This window comes from Undibacterium sp. WLHG33 (assembly GCF_049544815.1).
In the GTDB taxonomy this organism is placed as follows: Bacteria; Pseudomonadota; Gammaproteobacteria; order Burkholderiales; family Burkholderiaceae_D; genus Undibacterium.
On record NZ_CP186697.1, the window covers coordinates 3,260,434 to 3,279,474 of the forward strand.

Here is a 19,041-nt window from a genome sequence, read left to right on the forward strand (position 1 = left end):
CCGGATACAAAATACCGGCTTTGCGCTGCCTCTTTCCGTGGTGATGAACCGGGAAACAGGCGGGGATTACTGCACCGGAATGATACCGATTTTTGCCTGCCATTCTTTCGGGCCGGTATTGTGTACCGAGGTGCCGTTTGAATCAACAGCAACGGTCACTGGCATATCGACGACATCGAATTCATAGATCGCTTCCATGCCCAGATCGGCGAAGCCAACCACTTTCGCAGATTTGATCGCTTTCGAGACAAGATAAGCCGCACCACCCACTGCCATCAGATATGCAGACTGATGTTTTTTGATTGATTCAATCGCAACCGGGCCACGTTCTGCTTTACCGATCATCGAGATCAGACCGGTTTTTTCCAGCATCATGTCGGTGAATTTATCCATACGTGTGGCCGTGGTCGGGCCTGCCGGGCCAACTGCTTCATCACGCACAGGATCAACCGGGCCAACGTAATAAATCACACGGTTGGTGAAATCAACTGGCAGCGATTCACCTTTCGCCAGCATATCCTGAATACGCTTATGCGCTGCATCGCGGCCGGTCAGCATTTTGCCGTTCAGCAGCAAGGTCTGACCTGGCTTCCAGGAAGCGACTTCTTCTTTGGTCAGGGTGTTCAGGTCGATGCGTTTGGATTTTTCTGTGTCTGGTGTCCAGTGGACTTCTGGCCAGTCAGACAGTTTCGGTGGTTCGATATAGCTCGGGCCGGAACCGTCGAGTACGAAGTGAGCGTGACGTGTTGCTGCACAGTTAGGAATCATCGCCACCGGTTTGGACGCAGCATGCGTCGGATACATATTGATCTTGACGTCGAGTACAGTCGTCAGACCACCCAGACCTTGCGCGCCTATGCCAAGTGCATTGACCTTGTCGCACAACTCGATACGCAATTCTTCGAGCTTGTTTTGCGGGCCGCGTTTCTTCAGCTCGTACATGTCGATGTCATCCATCAGGGATTCTTTCGCCATCAGCATAGCTTTTTCGGCTGTACCGCCGATACCTATGCCCAGCATACCTGGCGGACACCAGCCTGCACCCATGGTCGGCACGGTTTTCATGACCCAGTCGATCAGAGAATCAGATGGGTTCAGCATTACGAATTTTGTTTTGTTTTCAGAGCCGCCGCCTTTGGCTGCGACTTTGACATCAACGGTATTGCCCGGCACCAGTTCCATGTGCACCACGGCAGGCGTGTTGTCTTTGGTGTTTTTACGTTCAAACTGAGGGTCAGCAACGATGGATGCGCGCAGCTTGTTATCGGCATTGTTGTAGCCCTGACGCACGCCTTCGTTTACGGCATCAATGATGGAGCCGGAAAAACCTTCAAAACGCACGCCCATACCGATTTTCAGGAATACGTTGACGATGCCGGTGTCCTGGCAGATAGGGCGGTGGCCTTCAGCGCACATGCGCGAGTTTGTCAGAATCTGTGCAATCGCATCTTTAGCGGCAGGGCTTTGTTCTGCTTCATAAGCACGCGCCAGATGGGCAATGTAATCAGCAGGATGGTAGTAACTGATGAATTGCAGGGCTGCAGCAACGGATTCGATCAGGTCGTCTTGTTTAATGACTGTCATGATGTGGCTCTTGGCTAGGTGAATGAAAAAAGCGGAGGTTCTTTGCGCTGTATCTTTGCTGTGCCGATATTGGCACAGCGAATATCGGCGCGGGTATCAACCAGTGATGTGGCGGAACCCCAATAAAGATGCGGGTGTCCGGATGAGTGCTCCGGAAGGCCGCATGAATATTGGGAGACAGGGCACATGATTGGTTTGAGTTTGTGCGTTGTTATTAATGTTTAGCAGCGGCTTGCTGTGTCTTGGTCATAATCTGATCGCAGTAGGCGATTGCCATCGCGGACAGCAGAAACGCAATGTGTATTGCCGTCTGCGCGATGATCACTTCTGATTTGTAATTGCCGGCATTGATAAATGTTTTCAGCAAATGGATAGACGAAATGCCGATGATCGCCATTGCCAGCTTCACTTTAAGTACCGAAGCATTAACGTGCGACAGCCATTCCGGCTGATCCGGGTGACCGTCCAGCCCGAGACGGGAAACAAATGTTTCATAGCCGCCGATAATCACCATAATTAACAGGTTGGAAATCATCACCACGTCAATTAATCCCAACACCACCAGCATGATCGTGGTTTCTGTCAGTTTGGTCGGGCGCTCGCCGCCAGTGGAAACTGCATCAAGAATGTGTTGCAGCGCAGCTTGATTGCCAAGTGCAGCACCGATCAGGTCAACCAGTTCTACCCAGAAATGAAAGACATAAACGCATTGCGCAAGGATCAGGCCGAGATACAGTGGCAGTTGCAACCAGCGGCTGAAAAATATCAGGTTAGCGAGTGGCGATAGTTTGCTATGGGTTTCTGGTGTTGACATGTGGTGTTCTCTTCGTCTCTTTAGGGCTTACGCAAAGCCGTCCCAGTGGCGTTATGGCTCCCGACCGACCTATTCGTGCTGTCTTCGTCGCCATGCTTTGCCGGTACAACTTTGCGTAAGCCCTGTCTTTATCTGCCAGGTTGACATGAATGCAGGCGGTATTTTACATGGGCACTGACTGATCGTGTGAGAACGCTGGATTTGTTGAAGCGGTTTATTTTTGTGTGGCAACAGAGTGCGGCAGCAGATCGGCACGGCATAGCATTGGGGATGTCACTGCTGTTCTCGTTGTGATTGTTGTATTGTATGAGTGGCAGGATTTTACTGCAGATCTGCTGTAGTAAATTGGTATTGTTTTGGTATTGCTTGCGCTTGCAAACCGTAAGGCTTGAGTAAGTCTCCAAGTTTAAGGTTTGCCTATTACTTCGTTGATGATTTCAATCAAACTATAAAAATTGGAGACACGTATGTCAGACCTTAATACCGCCCAAAATTCAGCGTCAGATGTAAAAGCCGAATCCCGGATTTTCCCTCCGCCAGCCGCTTTCGCTGCGAATGCAACGATTTCCGGCATGGATGCTTACCACGCGATGTGCAAGGAAGCAGAAACCGATTACGAAGGTTTCTGGGCCAAACTTGCCCGTGAAAATCTGCATTGGCACAAGCCGTTTGAAACGGTGCTGGATGAAACGGACGCACCGTTTTATAAATGGTTTGAAGACGGTCTGATGAACGTGTCTTACAACTGTCTGGATGTGAATCTGCAAAAAGGGAATGGCGATAAAGTTGCTGTCATTTTCGAGGCAGATGGCGGTGAGGTCACCAAAGTGACTTACAAAGAATTGCATCACAAGGTCTGCCAGTTTGCGAATGGGTTGAAATCACTTGGTATCACCAAAGGTGATCGCGTTGTGATTTATATGCCGATGTCAGTGGAAGGCGTCGTCGCAATGCAAGCCTGCGCACGTATCGGCGCGACGCATTCCGTGGTGTTTGGCGGGTTTTCTGCAAAATCCTTGCATGAACGTATTGTTGACGTTGGTGCAGTCGCCGTTATCACTGCAGACGAACAGGTGCGCGGTGGTAAACATCTGCCACTGAAAGTGATCGTGGATGAAGCGCTGACGCTGGGCGACTGCGAAAAAGTTAAAAATGTCGTGATCTACAAACGCACTGGCGGTGCAATTAATCTGACTGCCGGACGCGATCTGTGGATGCATGATCTGGTTGCAAATCAGTCTGCTGTCTGCGAACCTGAATGGGTTAGCGCCGAGCATCCGCTGTTTATTCTTTACACTTCCGGCTCCACTGGTAAGCCAAAAGGCGTGCAGCACTCCTCCGGCGGTTACTTGTTGTGGGCGATTCTCACAATGAAGTGGACGTTCGACATCAAACCATCTGACGTATTCTGGTGTACTGCCGATATCGGCTGGGTCACAGGCCATACCTACATTACCTATGGCCCGCTGGCAGTCGGTGCGACAGAAATTGTATTCGAGGGCATTCCAACCTTCCCGAATGCAGGACGTTTCTGGGACATGGTAGAAAAACATAAAGCGACGATTTTCTATACTGCACCGACCGCAATCCGTTCACTGATCAAAGCCGCCGATGCGGATGCCAATGTGCATCCGGCAAAATTTGATCTGTCATCCCTGCGCTTGCTGGGATCGGTGGGCGAGCCGATTAATCCAGAAGCGTGGATGTGGTACTACAACAATATCGGACGCGGTCATTGCCCTATTGTTGATACTTTCTGGCAGACAGAAACCGGTGGTCACATGATGACACCATTGCCAGGCGCGACACCATTGGTACCCGGTTCCTGTACCTTGCCTTTGCCTGGAATTATGTCGGCCATCGTGGATGAAACCGGCCATGATTTACCGAACGGGCAGGGCGGTATTCTGGTTGTGAAGCGTCCGTGGCCTGCGATGATACGCACCATCTGGGGCGATCCGGAGCGCTTCAAAAAAGGCTATTTCCCAGAGGAATTTGGCGGCAAGATTTATCTCGCCGGTGACGGTGCGATACGCAATAAAGATACCGGGTACTTCACCATTACCGGCCGGATCGACGATGTGCTGAATGTGTCTGGTCACCGCATGGGAACGATGGAAATTGAATCGGCACTGGTTGCACATCCGCTGGTGGCAGAAGCAGCCGTGGTCGGCAAGCCTGATGACACCACAGGTGAAGCGATTTGCGCATTCGTGGTACTGAAACGCAGCCGTCCTATTGGCGATGAAGCCAAACAAATTGCGACAGAACTGCGTAACTGGGTTGCCAAAGAAATCGGTCCAATTGCCAAACCAAAAGAAATTCGTTTTGGCGACAACCTGCCTAAAACCCGCTCCGGCAAAATCATGCGCCGCTTATTGCGTGTTCTGGCAAAAGGCGAAACCATCACGCAAGACGTATCAACACTGGAAAATCCAGCCATTCTTGATCAGTTGAAAGAAGCGCAGTAATTTACTTAGCCGTTGAATAAACGACGGTTTTTCTACTCAGCAAAAACGGCATTACCTGAATGGTGATGCCGTTTTTTTTATTGATATGCGCAGCCGCCGGTACTGCATGCTCTTGGCGCTGTACACCTGGTTTCATTCATTGTCAAAGTAGTTTTGATGGGGAATTTTCTTGCTGAATTCGCGCAGAGCTTGATGGATGCAAGCGTCTGCGCGTTGATGCGGAATTAATTAGTGAATTAGCGGTTGTTGCGGGACATGAAGATCAGGCGTTCAAATAAGTGTACGTCTTGTTCGTTCTTCAGCAGGGCGCCATGCAACGGTGGCACGATGGCTTTGTTGTCTTTGCTGCGCAGGGCGTCGGCTGGAATATCTTCTGCCAGCAAGAGTTTCAGCCAGTCGATGAATTCAGATGTGGAAGGTTTTTTCTTCAGGCCAGCCACCTCTCGCACTTCATAAAATGTCTGTAATGCGTGCGTGAGCAGATCTGCCTTGAGTTTGGGGAAGTGGACATCGACAATTTTTTGCATTGTCTCTTTGTCCGGAAATTTAATGTAATGGAAAAAGCAGCGGCGCAAAAATGCATCCGGCAATTCTTTTTCATTATTGGATGTGATGATGACCAGTGGGCGATGTTTGGCGCGCACCATTTCACGTGTTTCGTAGACGTAGAATTCCATGCGATCGAGTTCGCGTAGCAAATCATTCGGGAATTCGATATCGGCTTTATCAATTTCATCGATCAGCAGCACGACCGGCTGATCAGCTGTAAACGCCTGCCATAAAACGCCTTTGACGATGTAGTTGTGGATGTCTTTGACGCGCTCATCGCCAAGCTGGGAGTCGCGCAAGCGGGAGACGGCATCGTATTCGTAAAGGCCTTGCTGGGCTTTGGTGGTGGATTTGATGTGCCATTGCAGTAAGGGCATATTCAGCGCTGCCGCCACTTCTTCTGCCAGCATGGTTTTACCGGTGCCGGGTTCGCCTTTGATCAGTAGCGGACGTTGCAGTTTTAACGCAGCGTTGACGGCAAGTTTCAAATCATCGGTGGCGACGTAGTTGTCGGCGCCATCAAAACGGAGAGTCGTAGTTTCCAGCGTCATGGTGGTATCAGAAGAGTTAAATAAGCTTATTGAGTATAAGCGAGAATCTGTAATTTTGTGAACGGATGTGAGCCTGTAAGAATTTCTGTGTGAACCGGGGTCATGAAATAATACCGAAAGGGATTTGCCATGACCGATACGATGACCACGAAAAAACCTCGCAAAAAGAAAGAACCATACCGAGATTATGAAGCACTTCACTCTCACTGTCAACTCCCTTCACGCTTCAGATCCGCTTTTTCTTCTCGGCTTCCGCATTTTGTTGTGGGGGCGCCAATCAAATCGCTTGGCATGACTTCGGTCTGTTGACTGTCTGGCTGCTTTTTTACTTGCAGCGCTTCACTTTCTTCCCCGCCTTTCAGCGCGGGACCGGACGATAGCAAAGCCTCCACCTCCGGGCAATCTGTGAGGGAGATTATTTTGATTAATAGTGTTATTGGTTCTGGCGTATCAGCCTGAATCCGTCAGCTCACTTGCATATCAAGTATCTCTGCCGATTTGATTACGGCCTGCACAGCTCTGTCGATCAGAGGAGCGCTTTCGACAAATGTCAGCGCACCATTGCCGGAATAGTGGACGAAACTGTCATAGCTGATAATGACCGGCTCAGCTTGTTGATTCAGACTCAATACGAGATTACTCATATTAGGGTTGACCCAGACTATGCATCCCCGTTTGATTGACTGATCAATAGCGATTTCTATCGGTACACCACTACATAAGCGTGATTGGACTTCCGAAGATTTACTTTGTTCCAACGCAGTCATTGCAGGCAAGCTATCTTCGTCCTCCAGATCAGCTCTCGTGTCATTATCCTCAATGAAGATGACTTTTAAATGCAATTCCGCGAGCACTTCGCGCAAATGTTTTTCGACTTGATGGTACCTGTTTCTCTCGATAACATCGGATAGGATAACTGGTGGCTGCCGAATAAAGTTCGCGAACAACTCCCGCATCTGCGCCAAGGTCTCAGACGTTGAAAATTCTTGCGTGGCAAGTAATACGCGGCGATGGTTCTCATGCAGCCAGTTTAATAGAGCGTTCTGTTTAAACTGTGTCCAATCCAGCATCGCAATACCAAGCTTGAGGTCTGCCAGCATTCCGGGCAACATTGCAGTGAGCTGACTCTGTTCGTCCTGAGAATTTTTGGCTTGTATGCTCCACAGTATGTCAGGTACCAGTGTTCGCATACGATCGACCAGTGATGGATCTGTTCTTTCAGCGATATTTATTGCCCGCACCCATTCCGTGGCGAGAAAATTGGCGAAATGCTGAGGAACATTCAGCTTCGTCATTCCTTCCATCAGCAATGACGATGTTTGCTCAGAACGCAGGTAGCGGATTTGAGCCTCTTCGATCGACTTGACGGTACGTCTGAAAGACTTATCCTGCGTTCTTAATTCTGTAGAGATAAACGTGTCAAACCGGTTATAAATACGCTGGAATAGTTCAGGTACGTGACAATCATGTCTGGACAAAGTTTTAAATACCCGGGAAATTTCTTCCTCAATTTTGTGCTGACTCGCAGGTAAATGCTGCGTACCAAGTAACACAGAAGCCATCCGGTTCAGCAACAACCGGGCCGATTGCAGTGGATTACTCAGGAAAGTACGATCACTCAGAGCCAGTTGCAACAACAGAAATTGAAGGCGTCCCAGCTGTTCCCGCAGTGCTTTTGATAGCAGGTCATCAAATAAGATAGTCTCGAATAACATCGCCAGCACATCAATGATCATCAGCTCGTCGGCAGAACGGGCTAAAGCTGAAAGTGCCTCGCGTTGTTCTCGTATCAGGTTTCGTACCTCTCCGCGTTCATTCACGATATTCAGATCCGGCTTCATCGACAGATGTAAATAGCCAAGCGTACGAATCAGATCCCGCTCGCTGAGCAGCTCATCTAATTCAGCAGGCGCGGTATTCATTTGTTCGGGCGCAGGCAAATGACTGAAACGCTCTAATAAATCCCGGATAGCAAACTGGGCGATATCTGAACCTGGTAAAGGGAACTCTGTATTTACCTGCTGGCTGGCGAGATCAAAATCTCTTCCGCGCTGAGCCTCGCCAGACTGACCGAAGGTTGTTCGTAAAAGCGCAGGTAAATCGGATGTATTCGCAAGCCAGACAGGTGGCGGCAAATCATCTTTCACTGCAACAGCTGGCTGATACGCTGAAAACGTCGTTCTTTCCACGCCGCGTAAAGCCTGAAATAACTGTTCTATATTAATGGGTGAATTAACCGGTTGCGCCGGCACCGCCGACCTGAAAACAGCATCTGCAACAAAATCGGCCTGATTAAATGCAGGAAAAGCGTTACCACCATCTGGATTAACGACAAAATTCTGCTGCCGCCCGGTACCACTCGCCCCCCGGGGATGCATGGTCTCTGCCGATTTGTTTATTTTTAAAGAAAGGTGCGCATGAACGCCCAGCCTTTCTAACTCGGCGTTGGTCTGATGGTAGATATCCGGAATATCTGCGGTCAGTGTTTCTCCCATTTGCGTCGACAATACAGAAAACATTTCCTGCGGCAAATGCAGACTTTCTACAGCCAGAAAAATGCAACGTGTTATCAGGTAAGGTCGGAAAGGGTTTTCGCGCTCGCGTATATCGTCCTGTACAAACAGAACTGCGATACGGATATTCAGATCAACCAACTCCTGCTCTGCGGCATTCCTGAACAGTTGTGTGACGTCATTAAAGCGCAGCGAGCTTTCAAATGCAGAAGAATCGAGCAAGCTCAGATTATCGGCAGAAATGGCGAGGGCGGATAAATTGGGACGGAAGTTCTGATAGGTCGTTTCCATACTCCTATCAAGCAACTGTTGCATCTGTTTCGTCAGTTGCAGCTCAATTTCATGGCGATGTTCCTGCAACAGAAGCTGAGCACGGACAATGTCGGCCTGTTCTATCGGGCTGTTTTCTGAGTTGACCTTGGAAAATAAGGTCTCAACTGTACGCGGAACCAGAGTTGCAGCAGCATTTTGAAATGCGTTAAAAAATTCTCTGCGTGCGCTCGACAGTGTGTCAACCAATCCCATATATACCTTATTGCAGGAAAATCATTTCAGACAATATACCGAAGGAAGAGTATATCCTGCAACTTAAAGCGAAACGGTAGGAGCTGGAGGAATTGGCTCAGGCAATATCAGGCAGTTTTTTTCTTTCTGGTGGTCGCTTTTTTGACTGGTTTGTCAGCTTCATCCGCCGCCACTTCCGCTTTGAATTTACCCGCGGCGGGTGCCTTGGCTTTGCGCTCCTCAAATTCAAAGCTCACCTTGCCATCTTTTGCCCTGACCAGAAAGGCTTTGAACGGCCGACGTGTACGCTGAGAGATAAAACCCGGCAATAAATCTGTTTTACCGTCGATCAGTAATTTACTCATCTGCTCGGGTAAGATCTCTTGCTGCAAAATGATGCGGCCACTGCGGAAATCGCATGCCTTCGGTTTAGCGACGGTTTTCTCACAGACATAGGCAAGACCCATTTCGAAAACGCCGCTGCCACATTTCGGGCAAGGGCCCAAAGACGTCTGACCAGTAAAATCTACGCCTTCGCCGTCCTCGCCCTCGTCCTGACTCTGGCCAAAGTCAAATTCCAGTTTTAAATTATTGTGTTCTGTATCCGGCACAATTTTCAAAATAGCCGCAAATGGTCTGCCCATTTTCGAGCGGAACCCTTGCAGAGGACCGATTTCACGCTTACTCAGCAACTCTTCAACCTCGGCCACCTCGAACTGACGGCTGCCAGGCGTTTTGCTCATAGAGAATTCACACTTCGTACAGGCAAATCGACGATAGTTTTCTTTGACAACACCGCCGCAATGCGGACAAGGTGTGTGTAGCGTCGCATAATCGCCGGGAATCGTGTCGTTGTCATACTCTTTAGCGCGTTTGACGATGATTTGTGTCATCTGGGCAATTTCGCGCATGAATTCTTCACGGCTGATTTTGCCCTTCTCCATTTGCGATAACTTGTATTCCCATTCGCCGGTTAATTCCGGTGAAGTCAACTCATCCACGCCCAAACCACGCAACAAGGTCATTAATTGAAAGGCTTTGGCCGTCGGCATCAACTCACGGCCTTCACGCAGCAAGTATTTCTCGGTCAGCAAGCCTTCAATAATTGCCGCCCGTGTTGCAGGAGTACCAAGACCCTTGCCCGCCATCGCTTCACGCAATTCTCCGTCATCCACCAATTTGCCGGCACCTTCCATTGCTGACAATAAGGTCGCCTCGCTGTAGCGAGCGGGTGGTTTCGTGACTAAACCATGCGCTTCAATTTTATCGGCGAGCACTTTTTCGCCTTTGGCAACAGGAACCAGCGTGCCTTTGCCTTCCGTATCTTTTTCTTCCAGTGCTTCTTTACCGTAAATAGCCAGCCAACCAGCGTTGGTCATGACTTTACCTTCGGTTTTGAAGTGGTGCCCTGTCACTTCCGTGATGCGCGTTGTCACCTGAAATTCTGCTGCCGGGAAAAACACCGCCATAAAACGACGGGTTACCAGATCGTAGAGCTTTTGCTCGGGCTCAGACAGATTTTTAGGTATCTGCCCGGTAGGAATGATCGCGAAGTGATCACTGATTTTCGTGTTATCGAAAATGCGTTTGTTCGGCTTGATCCAGTTATTTTTCAGAATCTGGGTAGCAAACTGATGATAATTATTACTTTCCGAAACCGTTTCTAAGGTCTGTTTAACGGTATCCAGATAATCTTCCGGCAAATGGCGGGAATCGGTACGCGGATACGTCAGCACTTTGTGTTTTTCATACAAAGCCTGCGCCAGACCCAAAGTATTTTTCGCGGAGAAACCGAATTTGGCATTAGCCTCACGCTGCAGGCTGGTCAGATCAAACAGTGCCGGTGCCATCTGGGTAGCAGGCTTAGATTCCTCGGTGACATTGCCCTGACGTCCACGGCATGCCGCAACGATGGACTCGGCGGCCAGCTTACTCCACAGCCGCTCCGCCTTCTTCTCTGGATCATGTTCATCTTTTTTGAACTGCTGATCCATCCAGCGTCCTTCGTAAATGCCGGCAGCACAAACGAATTCAGCACGCACTTCCCAAAAATCGCGGGCAACGAATTTCTTTATTTTTTCTTCACGCTCAACCACGATCGATAAGGTTGGCGTCTGTACCCGCCCGACGGTCGTCAGATAAAATCCGCCTTCTTTGGAGTTGAACGCCGTCATAGCGCGGGTACCGTTAATACCGATCAGCCAGTCCGATTCCGAACGGCAGCGCGCAGCGTCTGCCAGAGGCTTCATTTCCGCGTCACTGCGTAATTTTTTAAAGCCCTCGCGGATGGCTGCCGGCGTCATCGATTGCAGCCACAAACGTTGTACCGGTTGTTTTGCTTTCGCGTGCTGTGCAATCAGACGGAAAATAAGTTCACCTTCACGCCCCGCGTCGCATGCATTAATCAGTGCCGAAACATCTTTACGCTTGATCAGCTTATTCAGAACTTTCAGGCGAGTTTCGGTTTTGGCAATAGGATTGAGCGCAAAATGCGGCGGAATCATAGGTAAATGTGCAAAACTCCATTTACCGCGCTTGACGTCGTATTCCTCTGGAACAGTAATTTCGAGTAAATGACCGACGGCCGACGACAACACATATTCATCGGACTCGAAATAGTCATCATGCTTAGTGAAACCTCCAAGCGCTTTGGCAATGTCAGCAGCGACAGAAGGTTTTTCGGCAATGATGAGCGTTTTTGTCATTTCGGAATTCTCGAATGTTTTTGCACAAAAAATGATTAACAAGCAACATTTTTTGCTAAATAAGCGTAAGACTAACCTGAGTTAGTGCGGAATGATAAACGTGCAAACGCAAAACCCGCAACCACGCTGCGATTTTTGCCAGAAATTTTCTGTTTATGAAACGATTAATGCAAAAGACGTGGTGTATTGTCGTCATCTGACAACAATAGCTCATCAAACATCAACATATCAGGCTCAGCGCCCTGGCTCCACAGCATCATCAGGACAATGATGCGCAGTTTATTAAGAGGCAGCGGTGATTCGTTGACAGCGAGCGCGCGTTCGATAACGATTTCACGTTGCAAAGAGGACAATAATCCTGCTGACTCAAGAAACTGAATAAAACCTATCGCTTCAGTACCGAGAGCGGCAAGCTCGGCTGCCGCATAGACCCGGAACCCGCTTGAACTTAAGGGTGATGGCAACGACTGACCGGTCGTCTTTGCCAGACCAGTCAGCCAATCCAGAGCCTCAGAAATTTCGTCTTCAGGAAAACCGACAGCAGACAACTTTTTGACCAGAGCGGCCGTGTCCGGACATGCGTCAGGACGATAATAAGTTTCGTAGAGGTAAACAAGAATATCAAACATGTCGGTACTCTATCTGCTGAAACAGTTTCAAACAAGTCCCGCTCAGAAATATCACCGCAGTTTTTTTAATTTTTAACCATTCCGGGGCAGTATCCGCGTTTTTGGCAAAGAACTCCGCGCTAACACTGGGCTTTAAAATATACTCCCCGGGGTATATTCAACGCCAGCGGCGCTGTTTATCACGGCTTGTCAGCCAAGGCGGCGAAACATCCCGCCCGGCAATGATTCAATCTGCCCGCTCAGCTCCAGTTCTAATAATTGCCCGGTTAAACTCGCAACATCCTGGCCGGCACGCAATGCCAGCACATCGACGGGAACCGGATCATAACCCATCAGTGCCAGCAAGCCAGTAGTCGCGACAACGCCCGGTGCAGGCGGGATCAGACCCGGCGCAACAACTGATTGAGGCAGATTCAGTTGCAACTCTTCTAAAATATCCTGAGCAGACTCGACGAGTTTTGCACCTTGCCGAATCAACTGATGGCAGCCTTTTGCTAATGGCGAATGGATAGAACCAGGAATTGCAAACACTTCCCGCCCCTGATCGGCCGCCATCCTCGCCGTAATTAAAGAGCCAGACTGCGCGGCGGCCTCCACCACCAGCACACCTCTGGTCAGGCCGGAAATAATCCGGTTGCGACGAGGGAAGTTAGAGGCAATCGCCGGGGTTCCAAGTGAGTATTCACTGACAATACAAGCCTCCGTGGCAATCTGATGTGCCAGCGAGCGATTTCTGGCAGGATAAACAATGTCCGCGCCGGTACCGATCACTGCGATTGTCGAACCCATGCCACGAAGCGCGCCCTGATGCGCCGCAGTATCAATGCCTGCAGCCAGACCGGAACTGATCGTTAATCCGGCATGACTTAAGGCTTCGGAAAACTGTTCCGCATTTCGTATTCCCTGCGCAGTCGCATTGCGGCTACCCACGACACCTATTCCGGGATGCCGCAGTAAGTCGGGGCGTCCTTTCACATACAGCATCAGCGGCGGGTCGGGAATTTCCAGTAAGGTCGGAGGATATGCCGCATCGGCAAGCGTGACAACGTAGTTGCCTTGCTGCATTGCCCAGGATGCAGTGATCTCGGATAATCTGAGAAAATCATCACCCGGTGGAATTAACAGGGCGCGGGCAACTTTTGGTGTGACAACAGCACACAGTGCCTCATAACTTGCCGAAAAGATATGTTCTGGCAAACCAAAGCTGGTAAGCAGCTTGCGGGCCGTACCGGGACCGACGCCCGGCGTTTGTTCCAGCCTTAACCAGAAATAGAAGTCCGGTAACATTTCCAGACCTCCACGATCATTATTGAGGTGATTTGGCTACGTCGCCAACTTTGACAAAATCCGTCACCTGCATCACCAGACCATAGGAAATATGATCAAACAGACGGAATATAAACACATGCCCGTATTGTTCATTTGGTAATTTTATTTTACGGTTACCGTCTGTGCGGTCGGCAATCACACCACCGTAGCGTTGCAGGGACAGTACGGTACCAAGATCTAAGCCATCCTCTTTTCCGCGATTAATCGTGATGATCTGGTTTTGTCCGGCAACCGAAACACCACCATAGACACTGACGACACGTGCGCGGACTTCCTCTTCCGGTGGGTGCGGTACATAGCTGAGAATAGGAGTAGGCGTTACAGGCAGCAAGCGGTCGCCGACAGACATTTCCTCTTTTGAATTAACGACATTAAAGGTATAAACGTCGTTGTTTGCATCCGGCTCACGTGCCAGCTTTAAGGTACCGACAAACGCTGCCTCATAGCCAATAATTTCGCCGTTATCAGGATCTTTCAAAGGGACGCCGGGACGAAATACCTGAAATGAGGTGCCGCCATCAAGATCACCGCGGACATAGGCCTTTTCGCCTTGCCCCATGTTTACTTTACTTTCCGGTGCGGCGACGATACGCGGTGTATTTTCGAGCGTATTAGCCTCAACAATCATCGGATGTGACAGGAAAGGCTCAATCGCCGACGCGGGAATCGCTGGGATCGCATTTGCTCCCAGCCCCTCAACGCGCGATTTTGGGGATAACTTGACAGTAGGCACGCCGCCGACAACGCCATTTGCCGACACATTTCCCAGACGCAGACGCTGATTCGTACGGTCAAAATAGACAATCTGTCCCGGATAAATCCAGTGCGGATTACGGATTTCTTCTTTGTTCATGCCCCACACTTGTGGCCAGCACCATGGATTTTGCAGGAACTTGGAAGAAATTCCCCACAAGGTATCACCACTGACGACAACATGTTTATCCGGTGCATCCGGCAGGAAATCACATTTGCTGCTGCGGGCTAACGCCTGAGCTTGCGCAATCGTCGCTTCTGCCGGCGCCGCAACTGCAGAACTATAAGCGAATGGCAGACTGCCAACGAGGATGGCAGCGATTGTGCTAAACTTTTTCATAAACATATCCGATACGAGATGCTGTCTTACAGCAAACAGGCGAGCAAGCATGGAAACTGCTTGTAATAATTGCCAAATTGAATCAAATTCTGCCCACAAATCCTTGAACTAGCAAGAAAAACAGCGCAAAAGCCAAACCAGCTTGTTGCGAAATGTAATATGCCTATACTAAATATACTGCGTTATCCCGACCCGCGCCTCCATAAAGTGGCAAAACCGGTGACTACTTTTGATGCACGTCTCAAGCAACTGATCGCGGACATGGCTGAAACGATGTACGACGCACCCGGCGTCGGTCTGGCAGCATCACAGGTTGACGTACATGAACAACTGGTGGTCATCGACATTTCTGAAACTAATGATCAGTTACAGGTATTCATTAATCCGGAAATTATCTGGGCCAGCGAAGAGAAAAAAGTCTACGACGAAGGTTGTCTGTCCGTACCGGGGATTTACGACGGCGTGGAGCGACCAGCCGAAGTCAAAGTCAAAGCGCTGGACGCTGACGGCAAAGAGTTCGAAATTCATGCCAAAGATTTGCTTGCTGTCTGCATACAGCACGAGATCGATCACCTTAAGGGAAAAGTGTTCGTCGAATATCTGTCTCCGCTGAAGCGAAACCGTATTAAGACGAAGCTGGTTAAAGAAGAACGTGAGATGCAACGCCGTCCCGGGAATCGCAAATGAAAGTGATCTTCGCCGGTACGCCGGAATTCGCCGCCACAGCCTTGGCTGCATTACATGAGGCAGGTTTTGAAATTCCGCTGGTGCTCACGCAACCAGACCGGCCGGCAGGCCGGGGTATGCATCTGCATGCATCGGCAGTCAAACAATACGCACTGGAACACAATATTCCCGTTGCCCAACCCGTTTCGTTGAAATTAAACGGAAAATATCCGGATATTGCAGCTGAGGCACACGACTTGCTGCGTAAAACCGCGCACGATGTCATGGTGGTCGCCGCTTACGGTCTGATATTGCCGGTCTCTGTGCTGGACATTCCACGTCTGGGCTGTCTGAATATCCATGGCTCACTCTTGCCTCGCTGGCGCGGGGCGGCGCCTATCCACCGAGCGATTGAAGCCGGTGACCAGGAAACCGGTATCACAATCATGCAAATGGAAGAGGGTCTGGATACCGGCCCTATGCTTTTAAAACAAAGTATCGCCATCAGCAGCACCGATACGACCGGCAGTCTGCACGATAAACTGGCTGCGATGGGCGGCAACATGATCGTACAGGCTTTACAGCAATTAGAACGCGGCTCCCTGACTGCGACCGTGCAGCCGGAACAAGGTGTTACTTACGCCGCCAAAATCAGCAAAGAAGAAGCGGCTCTCGACTTCCATCTGCCCGCCTGTGTACTAGAGAGAAAAATCCGTGCCTTTAATCCTTTTCCGGGTACGCATGCTCAGTATGGCAACAGCACCATCAAGATCTGGGCAGCACAGATGATCACCGGTGCGAAAACCTCTGCAATACCCGGACAAGTTCTGACAGCGTCCACGCAAGATGGCATTCTGATTGCCTGCGGAGAGGGTGTACTCAAACTGACGGAACTGCAAAAACCCGGTGGGAAACGCCTGCCTGCAGCAGAATTTCTGCAGGGCTTTCCACTGACCCCGGACACACAATTCAACCGGCTCTGAAGCTTGTTGCCTGTGAAGCAAAAAAACGACACTTTTAATCAAAGATCATGTCGTTAAACAAAGTTTGTCTCTATCTCTAATTAATTTAATGGCAAATTCTTTGTTGCTTTGCGGGACTTGCTGTATTCTCGCAAGCGGAATTCGGTTCGCCCACTTGTCGTGGACGACTCATTACAAGCATCCAGTAAAGGTAAACAAATGAAGAAATTTCTTCCGGTTGTCCTCGCAACGATGGCGCTCACGGCTTGTTCCACTCAATATAGTGAGACGCCACTTGCAGGAAATTTTGCAACCAGCACACAAAACAAATTACAAGCATCTGCGCACTGGTTATCGATTGCGAAAAATGTTGCTGAACAAATCAAACTGGGTACAGACAAAGTGGGAGCACCGGTTTATGTGACTCCACCTTCACAAAACAGTAAGTTTTCACACGTATTTTATGAGCAGATTGTGACGTCCTTAGTGAACCAAGGTGTCACTGTCAGACGAGTGCATGATCAAACGGTTCAAGTTGTTGATATTGATACACAATTAGTACGATTCTCCGCCGATCGCTCGCAAAATAAACGCTTTACAAGCGCAACAGCGATTGCCGGCGGCATCGCTGCTTTATATGGTGTGAACTGGGCGCCAGGAACGAAAGCGGCAGTTGGTGGCTTAGCCGCAACCGCCTCGTATGACTGGCTTAGCTGGGTTGACCAAGAATATGCAAAGGGAAGCACACCTTCCTACGAGCTGATAGTAACAACGTCTCTCACTAAAAATGCACAGTACTTAGCACGCCGCACAGATGCTTACTATATCAGCGACAGCGACGCGTCCTTGTATACAAAAGAATCTGATTTCAGTTTTAAGGTTGTCGGAGGACAATAAGATGAAAAAAATCCTAGTATGTACTTCTGTTGTCATGGCGCTGTCAGCCTGCTCAAGTCTCAACATGGGTAATAATTCAGGTCTGGCAAGTGCATCTCAGCCAACCTGGAGAGACGCTGAGAACAATGAATTCATTCCATCAAATCAAAAAGCTGCCAACGCTTTGATTTCTGCTGCAAACGCGGCGACTTCTGGAATACCTCTGGATAAGTCGCGCCCACTGATCGTTGCCACACTGGCAAACATCAACGCACTCGAAGAATCTTCACCATTTGGCCGTATTGTTGCGGAACAGGTTTCTGGTCAGTTCACGCGCAGCGGCTACAAAATGGTGGAAATGAAGTTCCGCGATAAAGTATTTATCAAACAAAACGTCGGCGAACTGCTGCTGACCCGCGAAATCAAAGAAGTTGCTCAAAACCACCAGGCACAAGCGGTCATTGTTGGTACCTATGCAGAGAGCGATAAGCTGGTATTCGTCAATTTAAAACTTATTCGTCCTGGTGATAACATCGTTCTGGCAACGTACGATTACGCCGTGCCACTGGATAAAACAGTCAAATCGCTGCTGGGCCGTCGCTGATACGTCGTTCTTACTCTGCCATACTGGCGATGCAACCCGAAAAAAAGCACCTGAATTGCAGGTGCTTTTTTTAATCTCTTTTCAGCAGCCAACCCCGTATCCGTTTTCAACACTGGGTCGATTCCGGCATCACTTTAGTCTGGTGAAAATGATTGAACCCAGTTTTGCTGTGCGGCCTGACTGATAGCTAACACAGCAGGGTGAGTCAGTTTACGCTGAACCGATATCGCGTAAAACTGTTCCTGAATTGCCTGCGTCTGGCCGATCAGCTCAACGTCATACTGGCGTATCACGCGATCAACGATGACGGTCGGCGCGGCAAACACGCCGGCACCAGCCTGACCGAATGCACTCATCAACGCACTATCGTCAAACTCGCCGGTAATCTTTGGATGCAATTGTTGCTGATCCAGCCATTGCAACAAACGCCCGCGCAGCGCAGCATCTTCGCCTGGCAATAAAAGTGGCGCACCATCCAAAAGTTCAGGAAAAGGTCCGGACAAACGGGCACGCAAATCACGGGTGGCAAAAAAACTGATGCCGGATTCGGCCAGCAAATGACTGTAACCGCGAACATTGGCTGTCACCGGCATGGGGCTATCGGATAGCACAACGTCCAGTTTATGCATCGCCAGCTCTGCTAACAGCAATTCGAGTTTGCCCTCACGACAATTAATTCTTAAGGTCTGCGGCAGAGTCATCGCGGGCTCCAGCAATTGATACGCGACCGTTTTCGGCACCGCGTCCGACACCCCGACACGCAATTGCACTGTGCGCGCGGTCGGCCGGTGATGCAGCACTTCTTCCAGCTCCCGCCCCAGTGCGAATATATCTTCTGCATAACTGAGCACCAAGCGGCCAGCCTCTGTCAGTTCCAGATTTCGCCCCTGCTTACGGAATAAAGTCTCACCCTGCATTTCCTCAAACAACGCAAGCTGTCCGCTGATGGTTTGCGGCGTCAGATGCAATTGTTCACTGGCGCGCGCAATACTGCCTGACTTGGCGACCATCCAGAAATAATGCAGGTGTTTGTAATTCAGTGTGGGCATAGCAGAACGATCAGCAATAAATCATCGGTTTTTACGAAGTATTTATCAATTATATTCGACTTTTCTTTCAATTTTCTAGCAACTAGACTGTCACCACCTTCTGTTGAGAAGGGGAAGTCCTGTGTCTTTTCATCAGACTTCA

General features: G+C 49.6%; 14 protein-coding genes. 5 read left to right on the plus strand and 9 right to left on the minus strand.

The window, feature by feature from the left end; translation table 11 throughout:
* Positions 1 to 66 precede the first annotated feature (66 nt).
* Complete coding sequence (locus tag ACOTSW_RS14765) at positions 67 to 1,584, minus strand: fumarate hydratase (RefSeq protein WP_423679826.1); 1,518 nt, start codon at positions 1,582 to 1,584, stop codon at positions 67 to 69.
* Positions 1,585 to 1,798: 214 nt separating this feature from the next.
* A complete protein-coding gene (locus tag ACOTSW_RS14770) occupies positions 1,799 to 2,398 on the minus strand; it encodes a TIGR00645 family protein (protein WP_423679827.1) in 600 nt (199 codons plus the stop codon).
* 467 nt (positions 2,399 to 2,865) lie between these two features.
* On the opposite strand from ACOTSW_RS14770, the gene acs reads away from it, so the two are divergent.
* On the plus strand, positions 2,866 to 4,869 hold the full coding sequence (acs, locus tag ACOTSW_RS14775; RefSeq protein ID WP_423679828.1) for an acetate--CoA ligase: 2,004 nt from the start codon (positions 2,866 to 2,868) through the stop codon (positions 4,867 to 4,869).
* Positions 4,870 to 5,105: 236 nt separating this feature from the next.
* On the opposite strand, the gene ACOTSW_RS14780 is transcribed toward acs, so the two are convergent.
* The 6 genes from ACOTSW_RS14780 to ACOTSW_RS14805 form a co-directional block, all read right to left on the minus strand.
* On the minus strand, positions 5,106 to 5,969 hold the full coding sequence (locus ACOTSW_RS14780; RefSeq protein WP_423679829.1) for an AAA family ATPase: 864 nt from the start codon (positions 5,967 to 5,969) through the stop codon (positions 5,106 to 5,108).
* A 464-nt stretch (positions 5,970 to 6,433) separates the two neighbouring features.
* Positions 6,434 to 9,007, minus strand: a complete 2,574-nt coding sequence (locus tag ACOTSW_RS14785) for a DUF1631 family protein (RefSeq protein ID WP_423679830.1) — start codon at positions 9,005 to 9,007, stop codon at positions 6,434 to 6,436.
* A 107-nt stretch (positions 9,008 to 9,114) separates the two neighbouring features.
* Complete coding sequence (locus ACOTSW_RS14790) at positions 9,115 to 11,691, minus strand: DNA topoisomerase III (protein WP_423679831.1); 2,577 nt, start codon at positions 11,689 to 11,691, stop codon at positions 9,115 to 9,117.
* 164 nt (positions 11,692 to 11,855) lie between these two features.
* Entirely contained in the window at positions 11,856 to 12,320 is a 465-nt protein-coding gene (locus ACOTSW_RS14795) for a DUF494 family protein (RefSeq protein ID WP_423679832.1), read from the minus strand.
* A gap of 189 nt (positions 12,321 to 12,509) precedes the next feature.
* Positions 12,510 to 13,607, minus strand: a complete 1,098-nt coding sequence (gene dprA, locus ACOTSW_RS14800; RefSeq protein ID WP_423679833.1) for a DNA-processing protein DprA — start codon at positions 13,605 to 13,607, stop codon at positions 12,510 to 12,512.
* A 19-nt stretch (positions 13,608 to 13,626) separates the two neighbouring features.
* Positions 13,627 to 14,742 carry a LysM peptidoglycan-binding domain-containing protein gene (locus ACOTSW_RS14805; RefSeq protein ID WP_423679834.1) on the minus strand — a complete coding sequence of 372 codons (1,116 nt, stop codon included), beginning with the start codon at positions 14,740 to 14,742 and terminating at the stop codon, positions 13,627 to 13,629.
* A 159-nt stretch (positions 14,743 to 14,901) separates the two neighbouring features.
* On the opposite strand from ACOTSW_RS14805, the gene def reads away from it, so the two are divergent.
* The 4 genes from def to ACOTSW_RS14825 all read left to right on the plus strand — a co-directional run bounded on the left by def (position 14,902) and on the right by ACOTSW_RS14825 (position 17,850).
* Positions 14,902 to 15,429 (plus strand): peptide deformylase, encoded by a 528-nt coding sequence (gene def / locus ACOTSW_RS14810; RefSeq protein ID WP_423679835.1) that lies wholly within the window; start codon positions 14,902 to 14,904, stop codon positions 15,427 to 15,429.
* Complete coding sequence (gene fmt / locus ACOTSW_RS14815) at positions 15,426 to 16,391, plus strand: methionyl-tRNA formyltransferase (protein ID WP_423679837.1); 966 nt, start codon at positions 15,426 to 15,428, stop codon at positions 16,389 to 16,391. The genes def and fmt overlap by 4 nt, the downstream gene beginning before the upstream one ends.
* Positions 16,392 to 16,589: 198 nt before the next feature.
* Positions 16,590 to 17,267: a hypothetical protein gene (locus ACOTSW_RS14820; RefSeq protein WP_423679838.1), complete on the plus strand. Its 678-nt coding sequence runs from the start codon at positions 16,590 to 16,592 to the stop codon at positions 17,265 to 17,267.
* Position 17,268: 1 nt separating this feature from the next.
* Entirely contained in the window at positions 17,269 to 17,850 is a 582-nt protein-coding gene (locus ACOTSW_RS14825; RefSeq protein WP_423679839.1) for a FlgO family outer membrane protein, read from the plus strand.
* Between the two features lie 134 nt (positions 17,851 to 17,984).
* Here ACOTSW_RS14825 and nhaR read toward each other — a convergent pair whose 3' ends face one another.
* On the minus strand, positions 17,985 to 18,899 hold the full coding sequence (nhaR, locus tag ACOTSW_RS14830; protein WP_423679841.1) for a transcriptional activator NhaR: 915 nt from the start codon (positions 18,897 to 18,899) through the stop codon (positions 17,985 to 17,987).
* Between the last annotated feature and the right edge of the window lie 142 nt (positions 18,900 to 19,041).